Source organism: Ottowia sp. SB7-C50, from assembly GCF_033110285.1.
GTDB lineage: Bacteria > Pseudomonadota > Gammaproteobacteria > Burkholderiales > Burkholderiaceae_C > Ottowia.
Window position 1 is genome coordinate 2848042 of the sequence record NZ_CP136995.1, and the last position, 13472, is coordinate 2861513.

The 13472-nt window shown below is 68.7% G+C and carries 13 protein-coding genes; 2 read left to right on the plus strand and 11 right to left on the minus strand.

All coding sequences use genetic code 11. The features are described from left to right. Window positions 1-38: 38 nt before the first annotated feature. Entirely contained in the window at window positions 39-935 is an 897-nt protein-coding gene (locus R0D99_RS13635) for a crotonase/enoyl-CoA hydratase family protein (RefSeq protein ID WP_317748709.1), read from the plus strand. Here R0D99_RS13635 and R0D99_RS13640 read toward each other — a convergent pair. The 11 genes from R0D99_RS13640 to R0D99_RS13690 all read right to left on the minus strand — a co-directional run bounded on the left by R0D99_RS13640 (window position 932) and on the right by R0D99_RS13690 (window position 12017). After that, window positions 932-1783, minus strand: a complete 852-nt coding sequence (locus R0D99_RS13640) for a formate dehydrogenase accessory sulfurtransferase FdhD (protein WP_317751109.1) — start codon at window positions 1781-1783, stop codon at window positions 932-934. The two genes, R0D99_RS13635 and R0D99_RS13640, sit on opposite strands and share 4 nt — an antisense overlap. A 140-nt stretch (window positions 1784-1923) precedes the next feature. Continuing rightward, window positions 1924-2406, minus strand: coding sequence for a hypothetical protein (locus tag R0D99_RS13645; RefSeq protein ID WP_416365894.1), 483 nt, complete (start codon window positions 2404-2406; stop codon window positions 1924-1926). Between the two features lie 17 nt (window positions 2407-2423). Next, window positions 2424-3608, minus strand: coding sequence for a formate dehydrogenase subunit gamma (locus R0D99_RS13650; RefSeq protein ID WP_317748710.1), 1185 nt, complete (start codon window positions 3606-3608; stop codon window positions 2424-2426). A gap of 20 nt (window positions 3609-3628) precedes the next feature. After that, window positions 3629-3871 (minus strand): hypothetical protein, encoded by a 243-nt coding sequence (locus tag R0D99_RS13655; protein WP_317748711.1) that lies wholly within the window; start codon window positions 3869-3871, stop codon window positions 3629-3631. Further along, window positions 3868-4473: a formate dehydrogenase FDH3 subunit beta gene (gene fdh3B / locus R0D99_RS13660; RefSeq protein WP_317748712.1), complete on the minus strand. Its 606-nt coding sequence runs from the start codon at window positions 4471-4473 to the stop codon at window positions 3868-3870. Before fdh3B ends, R0D99_RS13655 begins: the two co-directional genes overlap by 4 nt. Before the next feature lie 160 nt (window positions 4474-4633). Then, complete coding sequence (locus R0D99_RS13665) at window positions 4634-7603, minus strand: formate dehydrogenase subunit alpha (RefSeq protein WP_317748713.1); 2970 nt, start codon at window positions 7601-7603, stop codon at window positions 4634-4636. A gap of 37 nt (window positions 7604-7640) precedes the next feature. Continuing rightward, entirely contained in the window at window positions 7641-7853 is a 213-nt protein-coding gene (locus R0D99_RS13670) for a formate dehydrogenase (protein WP_317748715.1), read from the minus strand. 189 nt (window positions 7854-8042) lie between these two features. Continuing rightward, window positions 8043-8660: a TorD/DmsD family molecular chaperone gene (locus R0D99_RS13675; protein WP_317748716.1), complete on the minus strand. Its 618-nt coding sequence runs from the start codon at window positions 8658-8660 to the stop codon at window positions 8043-8045. A gap of 25 nt (window positions 8661-8685) precedes the next feature. Next, entirely contained in the window at window positions 8686-10788 is a 2103-nt protein-coding gene (locus R0D99_RS13680) for a 4Fe-4S dicluster domain-containing protein (RefSeq protein ID WP_317751110.1), read from the minus strand. After that, window positions 10748-11479, minus strand: a complete 732-nt coding sequence (locus R0D99_RS13685) for a DUF3306 domain-containing protein (protein ID WP_317748717.1) — start codon at window positions 11477-11479, stop codon at window positions 10748-10750. Before R0D99_RS13685 ends, R0D99_RS13680 begins: the two co-directional genes overlap by 41 nt. A 4-nt stretch (window positions 11480-11483) precedes the next feature. After that, window positions 11484-12017 (minus strand): DUF3305 domain-containing protein, encoded by a 534-nt coding sequence (locus tag R0D99_RS13690; RefSeq protein WP_317751111.1) that lies wholly within the window; start codon window positions 12015-12017, stop codon window positions 11484-11486. 198 nt (window positions 12018-12215) lie between these two features. On the opposite strand from R0D99_RS13690, the gene ubiM reads away from it, so the two are divergent. After that, window positions 12216-13427, plus strand: coding sequence for a 5-demethoxyubiquinol-8 5-hydroxylase UbiM (gene ubiM / locus R0D99_RS13695; RefSeq protein ID WP_317748718.1), 1212 nt, complete (start codon window positions 12216-12218; stop codon window positions 13425-13427). Window positions 13428-13472: the final 45 nt, after the last annotated feature.

The following is a 13472-nucleotide window of genomic DNA, read 5'->3' on the forward strand; positions in this document are numbered from 1 at the left end:
ATTGGCAGCACCACCAGACCCCACCCGCAAGGAAACCCATGCCGACCTACAGCACCCTGCTGATCGAACCCGACGCCGACAACCCACGCGTGGCGCGCCTGCGGCTGAACCGGCCAGAGCGGCTGAACGCCATCAACAACGAGATGCCGCGCGAGATTCGCGCTGCGGTGGAATGGGCCGAGAGCCAGGCCGCCATCCACGTCACCGTGGTGGAAGGCGCGGGCAAGGGCTTCTGCGGCGGCTACGACCTGGCGCAGACGGCCCAGGAGCACATCGAGCACCCCTGCCAGCAGGAAAGCCAGCCCTGGGACCCGATGGTCGACTATGCCTTCATGAAGCGCAACACCGAGGACTTCATGAGCCTGTGGCGCTGCGCCAAACCGACCATCGCCAAGGTGCACGGCGCGGCCGTGGCGGGCGGCAGCGACATTGCGCTGTGTTGCGACCTGCTGGTGATGGCGGACGACGCGCGCATCGGCTACATGCCGACGCGCGTGTGGGGTTGCCCCACCACGGCCATGTGGACGCACCGGCTGGGCCCCACGCGCGCCAAGCAACTCATGTTCACAGGCGACATCATCAACGGCCGCACCGCCGCCGACTGGGGCCTGGCCAACCTGGCCGTGCCTGCGGATGAACTGGACGCCGCCACCCTGCGCCTGGCCACGCGCATTGCCAGCGTGCCCAGCGGCCACCTGCGCATGCACAAGCTGGTGGTGAATCAGATCATGCTGACCATGGGGCTGGAGCAGGCGCAGACGCTGGCCACCGTGTTCGATGGCATCACGCGCCACAACCCGGAAGGCCTGTGGTTCCGCCGCCATGCGCAGGAGCATGGATTCAAGTCGGCCATCGAGTGGCGCGACAGCGGACGGCCGATTCCGGAAGGCGACGAGGCACGGGCGCTGATCCGCGCGATGGAGGGCAAGCCTTAGGCCGCCGGCTCGGCGCGCGCCGCGGCCAGCTCGGGCTGCCACAGCAGCCGCTCGGGTGCGCTATAGCACAAAAAGCGGCGGTTCAGCGCCCGGCCGATGGCGCACAGGCCCAGACGGCGCGCCACGTACAGGCCCATCTGCGTGATGCCGCTGCGCGACACCACGATGGGCACGCCCATCTGGGCCGACTTGATGACCATCTCGCTCGTCAGGCGGCCCGTGGTGTAGAACAGCTTGTCGTCACCGCGCTGCGTGTCGGCGTCCTGCAGTGCCATCCACCCAGCTATGGTATCAATAGCATTGTGGCGGCCTACGTCCTCGACGAAGCGCAGCATGTGCTCGCCACGAAAGAGCGCGCAGCCGTGCACCGAGCCGGCCGACTTGTACGTGCTTTCCTGCAGGCGGATGGCGTTCAGCACGCCGTACAGCTGCGCCTGCGTGAGCGTGGCGTCGCCCAGCTGGATGCGGTCGACGTCGGCCATCAGGTCGCCGAACACGCTGCCCTGCCCGCAGCCAGTGGTGACCACGCGCTGGGCGGTGCGTTCCTCAATGCGCTCGATGCCGCGCCGCGTGCGCACGGCCGCCGCGCCGATGTCCCAGTCGACGGTGATGGAGTCGATCTCGTCGGCCCCGCCGATCAGGCGTTGGTTCAGCAGGTAGCCCAGCACCAGCCATTCGGGGTGCGCGCCCAGCGTCATCAGCGTGACCAGTTCGCGCTTGTCCACGTACAGCGTGAGCGCGCGCTCAGCGGGAATCGACACCTGCTGGCGCCGGCCATGCTCGTCCACCACCTCGACCTCGTCGGTCAGGGGTGCGCTGGCATGGGTCAGGCGCGGCAGGGCTGTCAGGGCGATGGTCCAAATAAAAAGGCGATGCGCGACGCAGCGCTCGCCTGGGAGTGGCGAGCCACAGGGCGAGGGATGGGGGGGCGCGGGCGGCACCAGTCTACTGCGCCGCGATGACGCTGCCGGCGGCAGCGCCTGTCGTGTCAGCGCTTCGGCGTCGCGGCAACCGACGCCGTGGACGCCGCCGGAGCCACGCCGGACGCGGCGGTGGCCACGGGCGGTGCCGAGGCCGCCGTGGCGGGGCCAGCGGAAGTCTTGGCCTCAGCTTGTGTCTGCGGCGTATTCACGGGCGGCGCGGCCGCCGTGGCCGCTGGCGAATGCGCACCAGCCTGCTCCAGCGGCTTGGTCTCAGCCGGCGTGTAGACGAACGGGCCGGGATCGGTACACGCCGCCGTGTTCACGGCCGGGCCGGGCGCGGGCCGATTGGCCGGAACGTGGGCGCGGTAGTAGGCAGCCACCCGGTCCTGCGCCTGGCACAGCTTGTAGCCATCGACCTTGCCCTGCCAGGCCGTCTTGGCGGCGGCTTCGTCGGCCTTGGCCTTGGCCTCGGGACTGAGCGGGGGCAGCTTGGCCAACGCCGAGCCGCACAGCGCGGAGGTCGCAAGAAGAAGGAGAACGCGTTTCATGGATTCAAGACCTCGCTTCAGGCAGATGCGGCGGGCACGGCCGGGGACCTCGGCTCGGGCGGCGGGTTCGACCGCTGGGCTGGAATCTTGCCAGCCACGATGTCGTCGTACCACAGCGCGTGGTGCTCCTTGGCCCACTGCTCATCCACCCAGCCGGTGCGCATGGCCTTGTAGGCCCCACGCACACCCAGCGTGCCCATGTAGATGTGGCCCAGCAGCATGGCCATCATGATGACGGTGGCCGTCAGGTGGATCATGTGCGCCACCTGCATCTGGCCGCGCGTTTCGCCCCAGCCGGGAATGAGCTTGTCGAGAATGAGGCCCGAGCCCACGGCGATAAGCCCGGGGAAGAACATGCCCCACCAGTACATGCCTTTCTCGGCCGGGTTGAAGCGGTGCGAGGGGACCTGCTCGTTACCCAGCATGCCTCCGCCGCTCATGAGCCACTTGAAATCCCAGATGCTGGCGATGTTGTCCTTCATGAAGGTGATCAGCACGATCACCAGCGACACGGCGAACAGCGGCCCGGCAAAGTTGTGAATGTTCTTGAGCAGATACGTCAGCCAGCCGAACAGATGCAGGCCGAGTACCGGCTTCAGGAAAAACTGGCCGAACGCGATGACGATGCCCGACACGGCCAGGGCCACAAAGGCGATGGCGTTGGTCCAGTGCGCCGCGCGCTCGAACGGCGTGAAGCGCTCGATGACCGGCGTGCCGTCGTTGTTGGCGTGACCCAGCTTGCCCTTGGCAAAGAAGAACAGCACCAGCGCCAGCAGCGCAATCACGATCAACGAGCCACCGTACGGAATCAGCCAGTGGTTGCGCACCTGCCGCCAGGCTTCGCCCGCCGTGGTGAAGCGCGAGCCGGGGTACTGCACCATCGGCTGGATCAGGTTGCCGGCTTCGGGCGCTTCGGACTTGGGCAGGCTGCTGTAGCCCGTCACGCCGCTGCCGACCGCACGCCACATGGGCGCGTTGTTGCCGGGCTGCACGCGGGCGCGCTCGCCGTTGGTCTGGTTGGCGTAGTTGGGGTCGGACGCGGCGTCGGGCGCCAGTTCGAACACGTTGGCACTTTTGATGCCGGGCATGGCGGCAGCGGGCGCGGCCGCAGCGCTGGCCGCCACCGCAGGCGCCGGAGCAGATTGCGCCCAGCCCGTGCCGGACGCGGCAAGCGCCAGCAAGGCGGCGCCGAAGAGGGTCATGCAACGCATGGCAAGTGCCCTCACTTGTGGATGATCCGGGTGTATTCGTTCTGGCCGTACTGACCGCGCGCGCGCAATTCCTGCGACCAGCTCTGCGCATCGCCCGCCTTCCAGCCCGGCGACGTGAACGATGCCACGCCCGTGCCGTTGTACGCCGGCGCGGCGACACCCGATGCGCCGCGCAGGTCCTGCGACTTCTCGCCACAGGCAGCCAGCAGCAAGGCCGCCGCCGCGGCAGACAGCACCATCATTCGCGTCTTCATGACTTCGCTCCGTTCTTGGCGTTGCCATAGGCCGTGCCCCAGCCCCACACCTCGGCGCCCTTGCCGCGCTGGATCACGCGGGTGCGCAGGATGTCGGCCACCATGTCGCCGTCGCCGGCCAGCAGCGCCTTGGTCGAACACATTTCGGCGCAGGCGGGCAGCTTGCCTTCGGCCAGACGGTTGCGGCCGTACTTTTCGAATTCGGCCTGGCTGCCATGCTTTTCAGGGCCGCCAGCGCAGAACGTGCACTTGTCCATCTTGCCGCGCAGGCCAAAGGTGCCATTGCTGGGGAACTGCGGCGCGCCGAACGGGCAGGCGTAGCTGCAGTAGCCGCAGCCGATACACACGTCCTTGTCGTGCAGCACCACGCCTTCTTCGGTGCGATAAAAGCAGTTGACCGGGCACACCGCCATGCAGGGCGCGTCGGAGCAGTGCATGCACGCAACCGAGATCGACTTCTCGCCCGGCACGCCGTCGTTGAGCGTGACCACGCGGCGGCGGTTGACGCCCCATGGCACCTCGTTCTCGTTCTTGCAGGCGGTGACGCAGCCGTTGCATTCGATGCAGCGCTCGGCGTCACAGATAAATTTCATGCGGGCCATCTTTGGAGTCCCTTACTTCAATACGTGATCGGGAAGGCGCGGCGCATAGAGCGTGCGCGACCTGTCGGGAACACCGCAGAACCGGCTTTGCCGAGCCGCTGGTGTTGTCCCTTGAGGGAAGGACGGCTGCGCAGCAAGCCGGCCACAGGGTGGACGTGACTCATGCGCGCTCGACGTTGCAGATCGTGGTCTTGGTCTCTTGCATCATGGTCACGCTGTCGTAGCCATACGTGGTGCCGGTGTTGACCGCCTCGCCGCGCACCACGGGGTGCGCGCCCTCAGGGTAATAGGCCAGCATGTCGGCGCCTTGCCAGCGGCCCGAGAAGTGGAACGGCATCCATGTCGTGTCGGGGCCCACGCGTTCGGTCACCAGGGCCTGCACGTTCATGCGGGCGCCGGTGGGCGTGACGACCCAGCAGCGGTCGCCGTTGCGGATGCCACGCTCAGCCGCCGCCTTGGGGTTGATCTCGATGAAGCACTCCTGCTGCAATTCGGCCAGCCAGGGGTTCGAGCGCGTCTCTTCGCCGCCGCCTTCGTATTCGACCAGGCGACCGGACGTGAGGATGAGCGGGAATTTCTCGTACAGCTTGTCGGCGACGTTTTTCTCCTGCACCGTCTTGAACAGCGTGGGCAGGCGCCAGAAGGCCTTTTTGTCGTCGTGCGTGGGGTACTTGGCGACCATGTCAGGGCGCGTGCCGTACAGCGGCTCGCGGTGCTGCGGAATACCGTCGGGGAAGTTCCACACGATGGCGCGCGCCTTGGCGTTGCCGAACGGGTGGCAGCCATGGTTCTTCATCACCACGCGGATGATGGCGCCGGTCGGGTCGGTCTTCCAGTTCTTGCCTTCGGCCTTGGCCTGCTCTTCGGGCGTCAGTTCGCCCCACCAGCCCAGCTTCTTCATCAGCACGTGGTCAAACTCGGGATAGCCGGTGGTGATGTCGGCGCCCAGCGAGTGCGAGCCGTCTTCAGCCAGCAGGTTGACGCCGTCCTTCTCGACCCCGAAGTTGGCGCGGAAGTTGCCGCCGCCATCCATCACGTGCTTGGACGTGTCGTACAGGTTGGGCGAGCCCGGGTGCTTCAGCCCCGGCGTGCCCCAGCAGGGCCACGGCAGGCCGAAGTAGTCGCCGGTCAGGTCGTAGCCGGTGTCCTTGTCCTTGACGTTGCCCTTGGCCTTGAGCGTCTTGATGTCGAACGCGCCCATGTTCTTCATGTGCGCCTTCAGGCGCTCGGGGCTCTGGCCGGTGTAGCCGATGGTCCAGACGCACTTGTTGATTTCGCGCAGGATGTCCTCGGGCACGGGCTCGTCCATGCCCTTGACCTTCTGCATCTGGTAGTTCTTGACCAGCTCCTTGTCAAAGCCCAGCTTCTGCGCCAGCTGGTACATGATCATGTGGTCGCTGCGGCTTTCCCACAGCGGCTCGATGCATTTTTCGCGCCACTGGAGCGAACGGTTGGACGCCGTGGCCGAGCCGCTGGTCTCGAACTGCGTGCAGGCCGGCAACAGGTACACGGCGCGGTTGGGGTTGAGGTCGCCCGCCTGTCCCGGCATGGCGGCCATGGCCGCCGTGGCCGACGGGTACGGATCGACCACCACCAGCAGGTCCAGCTTGTCCATGGCCCGCTTCATCTCCAGCCCGCGCGTCTGCGAGTTGGGCGCATGGCCCCAGTAGAAGACGGCGCGCAGGTTGTTTTCCTGGTCGATCAGGTCGTTCTTTTCGAGCACGCCGTCGATCCAGCGGCTGACGGTGATGCCGCTCTTGGTCATCATCGCCGGGCTGGCGTACCGCTTCTTGATCCACTCGAAGTCAACGCCCCAGGTGTTGGCGAAGTGCTTCCACGAACCTTCAGCCAGACCGTAGTAGCCGGGCAGCGAATCGGGATTGGGGCCGACGTCGGTGGCGCCCTGCACGTTGTCGTGACCGCGGAAGATGTTGGCGCCGCCGCCCGACACACCGATGTTGCCCAGCGCCAGCTGCAGGATGCACGAGGCACGCACCATGGCGTTGCCGATGGTGTGCTGCGTCTGGCCCATGCACCACACGATGGTGCTGGGGCGGTTCTTGGCCATCGTCTCGGCCGCCTTGTACAGGTCGGCCTCTTTGGCGCCGCTGGCTTCCTCGACCTTGTCGGGCGTCCACTTGGCCAGCACTTCCTCGCGCACTTTTTCCATGCCGAAGACGCGGTCGTTGATGTACTTCTTGTCTTCCCAGCCGTTCTTGAAGATGTGGTACAGGATGCCGAACAGTACCGGGATGTCGGTGCCCGAGCGGAAGCGGATGTACTGGTCTGCCTTGGCCGCCGTGCGCGTGAAGCGCGGGTCGGCCACGATCATCTTGGTGCCGGTTTCCTTGGCGTGCAGCATGTGCAGCATGCTGACCGGGTGCGCCTCGGCGGCGTTGGAGCCGATGTACAACGCGCACTTTGCGTTCTGCATGTCGTTGTACGAGTTGGTCATGGCGCCATAGCCCCATGTGTTGGCCACACCCGCCACGGTGGTGGAGTGGCAGATGCGCGCCTGGTGGTCGCAGTTGTTGCTGCCCCAGAAGCTCATCCACTTGCGCAGCAGGTAAGCCTGTTCGTTGCTGTGCTTGGAGGAGCCGATGACGTACAGGCTGTCCGGGCCGCTTTGCTTGCGCAGCTCCAGCATCTTGGCGCTGATCTCGTTCAGCGCCTCGTCCCAGCTGATGCGCTGGTATTTGCCGTTGACCAGCTTCATCGGGTAGCGCAGGCGGTATTCGCCGTGGCCGTGTTCGCGCAGCGAAGCGCCCTTGGCACAGTGCGCGCCCAGGTTGATGGGCGAATCGAACACGGGCTCCTGGCGCACCCAGACGCCGTTCTCGACCACGGCGTCCGACGCGCAACCGACCGAGCAGTGCGTGCACACGGTGCGCCGCACCACCACGGTGCCGCTGCCGTCCAGCGTCTTGGCGCCGTCGGCTGCCTTGACCTTCTTGACCAGCATGAGCTGCGAAGCCGCCAGGCCCGCGCCCACCCCCAGGCCCGAGCGGCGCAGGAAGGCGCGGCGGTCCATGGTCGGCACGGCCTGCGACAGGCCATGGCGCAGCCGGTGCACAAACGACGACGACACGGGAGCACCGGCCCCGACACCCGATTTCTTGGTCAGCAACATGGCGACTCTCTTCTGGGAAATACGAAAGACGACGCGATCAGACGCGCGCGGAACGGTAGTAGTGCTTGACGTGCTCGCTCAGCACGTAGCCACCGCCCCGCTCGGGCGGCTGGCGCGGCGCCTCGGCCACCGGCGCGGCGGGCTGCACCGCCGGCAACGCGGCAGCCACGGCGGCAACCGCCCCTGCCGTTCCCGCACCGGCGAACAGCACGCGGCGCGAAAGCTTGTGATCATTTTTGGGCGTGTTCATGGGGGCACTCCAAGGCCGACAACCTAAGTAAGCGACTGCATAAGTCGACACCTTGATCATATGTCAGCGTTCGGCGTACAGCCAAAGGGATAACCCCTGCGCACCGGCGGAATTAGCCAATGGCACGATCCATTATTGATAGCAAAACCCATCGGTCGAGCACGCGCCCGGCGCGCCGGCCGCGGCGGCTTACTCCAGCAGGTCGAACCCCTGTGCCTCGACGCCCATGAACGCGTGGGTGAACTGCGCCACCGCGCGGTAGAACCGGGCCGCCGGATGGGCGCCGATGTCGTCGCACAGGCGCTGCACCCAGGGCTGCAGGTGCACCGCAAAGAAGCGCTGCTGCTGCGTCAGGTTGGCCACGGCCACGTCGTCGCCGGCGATCAGGTAGCGCATGACCTCGCACAGGTACGCGATGTGGTCCTCGGTTTCGGCGCTGGCCTCGTCGCGGCCCAGCCCCAGCGCGGCCAGGTCGCCGCGCAACTGGGCCAGCGGCTTGTCGTGCAGAAAGCCGCTCAGGTAATGCGAGCCGTAGGGCAGCACGTCCGGCTTGCCCACGCCGCCAAACAAGGCGTCCCATTCGGCGGCGATGTCGGCGTCGCTGCATTCGCGCGCCTGGCCCACCACCTGCCGCCATGGCTCCTCGAGGAATCCGCCCGGCACGGGCGCCTCGGTCACGGCCAGGCGCAGGTCGGCCAGCAGTTCGGGCGACGGCGGCGCATGAAACAGCTGCGCCAGCACGCCGTAAACCTCGGCACGGGCGGTTTCCTCGTCCAGTCCGCTGTCGGTCAGGCTCAGTTCGCTCATCGGTGTTCGCTCCCCGGCAGGCGGCTTACGGCCGCCAACCCTTCATGTGGCGCCCGTCGGCCACCTGGTCGATGGTGACCTCGTCGGTCGCCGTGTAGATGTCGATCACGCGGCAGTCGCCGCACATCTTCAGACGCTCCAGCGCCGCACCCTGGAACATGGCGTGCCCCGCCAGCCGGCCAAGCATGGCCTCGATGGCCTGCACCGTGCCAAACGGCTTGCCGCAGCGGATGCAGCCATAGGGCTGCGCCGCGTTCAGCACGCGCGGCTGCGCGCGCTGCGGGGTCAGCAGCAGGCGCGCCTGCAGCGTGATGGCGTCCTCAGGGCAGGTGGTGGCGCACAGGCCGCACTGCACGCAGTTCTTCTCGATGAAGCGCAGCTCGGGGCGCTCGGCGTTGTCCAGCAAGGCGCCGGCCGGGCACGCGCCGACGCAGGACAGGCACAGCGTGCAGCGGTCCGCATTGACGTTGACCTGCCCCAGCGGCGCGGCGGCCGGCAAACCGATGGCCTCGGGCCGCTCGCTGTCCTTCAGCGGCGACTGGGCGATCAGGTGATCGAGCGCCAGCCCCAGCGTGGCGCGCTTGTCGTTCAGCGCGGCAAAGCGGGCCGCCGGGCTGACGCCCCGCTGTCGCGTCTGCTTCAGAAGTTGCAGCTCCGCGTCCAGGTCCAGCGCCGACGCGGCGCGGATCAGCTTGAGGTGCGTGCCGCTGTAGCCCAGGCCGTTGAGCAGCGTCTGCGCCACGTCCATCTGCGCCTGCAGGCCGTCCAGGTATTGCGGCGCTTCTTCGTCGGTGGTCAGCACCACCACCTGCTGCGCGCCCCAGGCGATGGCGCCAAGCCACAGCTCGATGCCGACGCTGGCCGTGTGCCACAGCGGCACCGGCAGCACGGCGTGCGGCACGCCGTGCGCCAGCTTCAGCTGCGCGGCGCGGCCCAGTTCGTCGACCAGCGCCTGCCCGCGCCCCTGGCTGTGCAGCAGCAGCGTGGCGCCCTGCCCGCCCGCGCTGGCGTAGGCGCCCAGCAGCGTGCGCAGGCGCGCACCCAGGTCGGCCGGGCGCGGCGCGGCGTAGCCGATGGCACCGGTCGGGCACACCGTGGTGCAGGCGCCGCAGCCCACGCACAGGTGCGGCTCGACGTGGATGCGCTGCTCGTCCTTGCGGCTGGTGATGGCCTCGGCCGAGCAGATGTCGATGCAGGCGCGGCAGCCCACCTGCTCGTTGCGGGCGTGGGCGCAGATGCTTTGCTTGTAGTCGAAGAACTTGGGCTTTTCGAATTCGCCCACCAGATCGCGCAGCCTGAGCAACGCCGCGGCGTCGCTGCCGTCCCAGCGCACATAGCCCTGCGGCAGCGCATGCTGCAGGAAGGTGGGCGTCGCGTCGGGCGCGCGCAGGTCCAGCACCAGGTCGAAACGCTCGTCCTGCACGCTGGCGGCGCGGTCAAAGTCGATGGCGCCGGCCGACGCGCAGGCCGCCACGCAGGCGCGGTGCGAGCGGCAGGCGGCCAGGTCAATCTGGTAGTCCAGCCCGATGGCGCCTTCGGGGCATACCGCCACGCAGGCATTGCAGCGCGTGCACAGGTCCAGGTCGATCGGGTTGGCGGCCGACCATTCGACGTCGAACGCGCCCAGCCAGCCCTTGATCGATGTCAGCCGCCCGCCCAGCACCGGCCAGCGCCGCGCCTGCGCGCCGCCCGCCTCGCCTGGGCCGGTGGTGAAAATCGTCACGTCCAGCACGTCCTGCAGCAGCGCCGCGGCGCGCTCGGCGGCGTCCAGCGCGCCAACGATCAGCACGCGGCCGCCGCTGCGGTAGCTCACCGCCGCCACCGGCTCGGGGTCGGGCAGCCGCGCGGCGGACAGCAGCGCCGCCATCTTGGGCGTGGCCTGTGCGGCGTCGCGGCTCCAGCCGCCGGTTTCGCGGATGTTGACGAAGCGGATGACCGAGGTGCGCGCGCCTTCGGTCTGCTCGGCCAACTCGGTGAACAGGCGCTGCTCCTGCGTGCAGGCCACCACCACCGGCTCGCCGCCCTGCAGCGCGCGCTGAAACGCCGGCGCCTCGCGGCGGCACAGCGTGGAGTGCAGCGTCAGCGATTCATCCAGCGCCTGGCCGATCCGCTGCGCGTCCAGCGGCATCGTGCGATTGCAGTCGCAGATCAGCGTCGTCATGGCGTGGTGCCGCGCCGGCGTCGGCCGCCTGCGGAAGGGGTAATTCGTTGCATGGCGCCGATGGTGCCACATCGGCAGAGTCCGGGCCCGGTTCAGGGGCGGCCGCCATGGCCGCCGAATCGGCTGTCGGCGCCGCATCCGCGCCCGCCGCTTGCTCACATTCCTGTAGCGCCGGCGCGCCGGCCGCGCATGCGACCGCTTCTTCCTGCGGCTCGTCGACCAGCTTCAGAAAGCGTGCGCTGGCCATCTGCGCCAGCATGCTGGCGGGCAGCGGGTCGGGCCGGGTGTAGTCGTCGATGTAGATGTCCAGCCCGTCCATCACGTTGAAATGCGGGTCGGTGAACAGCTTCCTGAAAGCGGCATTGCGCACCTCGGGCGCCACGCTGCGCGCCACGAAAGGCTGAAAGTCCGATTCGAGCGTGAGCGACTTGACGTCGTCAAGCGTCAGTGTGGCCGCTTCGTTTTCAGTAGCTGCCTGCGCTGTATCCGCGGGCGCCGGGGCGGTATCTGGCACCCACTGCACGGCGTCGGGCACGCCCGCGCCCACCCCAGCGGGCACCGCCGGCGCGGGCGGCTCGGCCAGCGGTTGCCCGGCGCGCGCATGGGCCTTGCGGCGCGACCAGCGCCCCAGAAATCCGTCGTTCGACTCGTCGCTCATGGCATCAATGTCCTCCACCGCCGCGCCGCTTTTCCTCGGTCGACACGCGTGCCGGGTTGCCGAAGCGGTCGGTCAGCGGTTCGAAGCTTTGAGGCCGCTGGCGGCGCTTGGGTTCCGGCGTGTAGTGCGCCTGGGCGAAGGCGCTGATCCACGCCACCACCTCAGCGGTGGCCGGCACCTGCTCGACTTTTTCCTGCGCATCCAGCCAGCGGCCGGCGTCGTGGTAGCTGAGCGACACCGCCTCGGGCTGCGGCGGCGTGTCGTCGTCCGCGCCCTCGGGCATGCGCCACAGCACGAACCAGCCGGGCGAGGTCGTCGTCGCGTTCAGGTAATAGCCTTCCGCGTCGTCGCGAAACAGCTCGACGGTGAAGCCGGGAAAGATCCAGCAGGGGCCGCTGTCGTTGTCGTACAGCCGTGAAGGCGCGTCGCCGTGGTGCGGCTGCTGCGGCACCACGTCTTCCAGCGCCCAGCGCCACGGCTGCCAGCGCGCGGCCACGCCGTGGTTGGGCACGCGCCGCATCAGCACCGACACGCGCATGGCGGGGCGCGCCGATGGCCCGGCGCTGGCGGGGGGCGAAAGGTCTGGCGTGGTCACCCGGGCATTATCCGGCGCGCTGCCATCACCTGCGCCGCGCCAGGGCAAAGCCGCCCGTTGGCGACCATCGCCCCGCGCGTGCGCTGCCGGTTGACGGGCATCAACCCCCCTGTCGCCGCCATGCCGCTACCCTGCCCCGCCATGACATTCGACCTTCTCATCAGCGGCGCAGGCCCGGCCGGGCTGTGCCTGGCGCAGGCGCTTTCGGGGCAGGGGCTGTCCATCGGCCTCGTGGAGCAGCAACCCGCGTCCGCCCTGGCCGCCCCGGCCTTCGACGGACGCGAGATCGCGCTGACGCAGCCATCGGCCGAGCGCCTGCAGCGCCTGGGCCTGTGGCACCGCATCCAGGCGTACGACCCGGCCGCGCTGTCGCCGCTGCGCGATGCGCGCGTGATGAACGGCCCGTCGCCGTTTGCGCTGGTGATCGGCCACGGCCTGACGTCGCGCAGCGAACTGGGCTGGCTGGTGTCCAACCACCTGATCCGCCGCGCGGCCTGGGACGCCGTGCAGGACAGCATGGCCCGGCATGGCGACATCACGCTGCTGGCGGGCGACGCGGTATCGCAGGTCGATGTGGCTGCCGACGCCGCGCACGTCACGCTGGCGAGCGGCGCCCGCCACACCGCGCGCCTGCTGGTGGCGGCCGACAGCCGCTTTTCGCCCACGCGGCGCGCGGTGGGCATCGGCGCCGCCATGCACGACTTCGGCCGCAGCATGCTGGTGTGCCAGATGACGCACCCGCAGCCGCACGACCACGCGGCGTGGGAATGGTTCGGCCACGGCCAGACGCTGGCGCTGCTGCCGATGAACGACGACCCCGCCACCGGCGCGCACCGCGCATCCGCCGTGCTGACGCTGCCGCACCAGCAGATCGAGCCGCTGCTGACGCTGGACGAAAACGCCTTCAACGACGACATGACGCGCCGCTTCGAGCAGCGCCTGGGCGCCATGCGCCTGGCCAGCACGCGCCACGCGTACCCGCTGGTCGGCGTGTACCCGCACCACATGGTGGCGCAGCGCTTTGCCTGCGTGGGCGACGCCGCCGTGGGCATGCACCCCGTGACGGCGCACGGCTTCAACTTCGGGCTGCTGGGCGTCGACACGCTGGCGCGCGAGCTGCAGGCCGCCCACGCGGCGGGGCGCGACGTCGGCCTGCCCGAACCGCTGGCGCGCTACCAGCGCACGCACCGGCTGGCCACGCGGCCGCTGTACGAGGCCACGCGCCTGGTGACCACGCTGTACACCGCCGAAGCGCCGCCCGCGCGCCTGCTGCGCGACGCCGCGCTGCGCGTGGCCGAGCGGGTGACGCCCTTCAAGCGCGCCATCGCATCGCAACTGGCGGGCGGGCATTGACGCTATCTATTCGATAGCGACATGCGCTTGCCTGACCAGCGCGTG

What these genes read in the sequence shown, in the direction of transcription:
- R0D99_RS13635 (WP_317748709.1), top strand. Translation starts at nt 39, where the DNA reads ATGCCGACCTACAGCACCCTGCTGATCGAACCCGACGCCGACAACCCA.
- R0D99_RS13645 (WP_416365894.1), bottom strand. Translation starts at nt 2,406, where the DNA reads ATGAAACGCGTTCTCCTTCTTCTTGCGACCTCCGCGCTGTGCGGCTCG.
- R0D99_RS13650 (WP_317748710.1), bottom strand. Translation starts at nt 3,608, where the DNA reads ATGACCCTCTTCGGCGCCGCCTTGCTGGCGCTTGCCGCGTCCGGCACG.
- R0D99_RS13655 (WP_317748711.1), bottom strand. Translation starts at nt 3,871, where the DNA reads ATGAAGACGCGAATGATGGTGCTGTCTGCCGCGGCGGCGGCCTTGCTG.
- fdh3B (WP_317748712.1), bottom strand. Translation starts at nt 4,473, where the DNA reads ATGGCCCGCATGAAATTTATCTGTGACGCCGAGCGCTGCATCGAATGC.
- R0D99_RS13665 (WP_317748713.1), bottom strand. Translation starts at nt 7,603, where the DNA reads ATGTTGCTGACCAAGAAATCGGGTGTCGGGGCCGGTGCTCCCGTGTCG.
- R0D99_RS13670 (WP_317748715.1), bottom strand. Translation starts at nt 7,853, where the DNA reads ATGAACACGCCCAAAAATGATCACAAGCTTTCGCGCCGCGTGCTGTTC.
- R0D99_RS13675 (WP_317748716.1), bottom strand. Translation starts at nt 8,660, where the DNA reads ATGAGCGAACTGAGCCTGACCGACAGCGGACTGGACGAGGAAACCGCC.
- R0D99_RS13680 (WP_317751110.1), bottom strand. Translation starts at nt 10,788, where the DNA reads ATGCCGCTGGACGCGCAGCGGATCGGCCAGGCGCTGGATGAATCGCTG.
- R0D99_RS13685 (WP_317748717.1), bottom strand. Translation starts at nt 11,479, where the DNA reads ATGAGCGACGAGTCGAACGACGGATTTCTGGGGCGCTGGTCGCGCCGC.
- R0D99_RS13690 (WP_317751111.1), bottom strand. Translation starts at nt 12,017, where the DNA reads ATGCGCGTGTCGGTGCTGATGCGGCGCGTGCCCAACCACGGCGTGGCC.
- ubiM (WP_317748718.1), top strand. Translation starts at nt 12,216, where the DNA reads ATGACATTCGACCTTCTCATCAGCGGCGCAGGCCCGGCCGGGCTGTGC.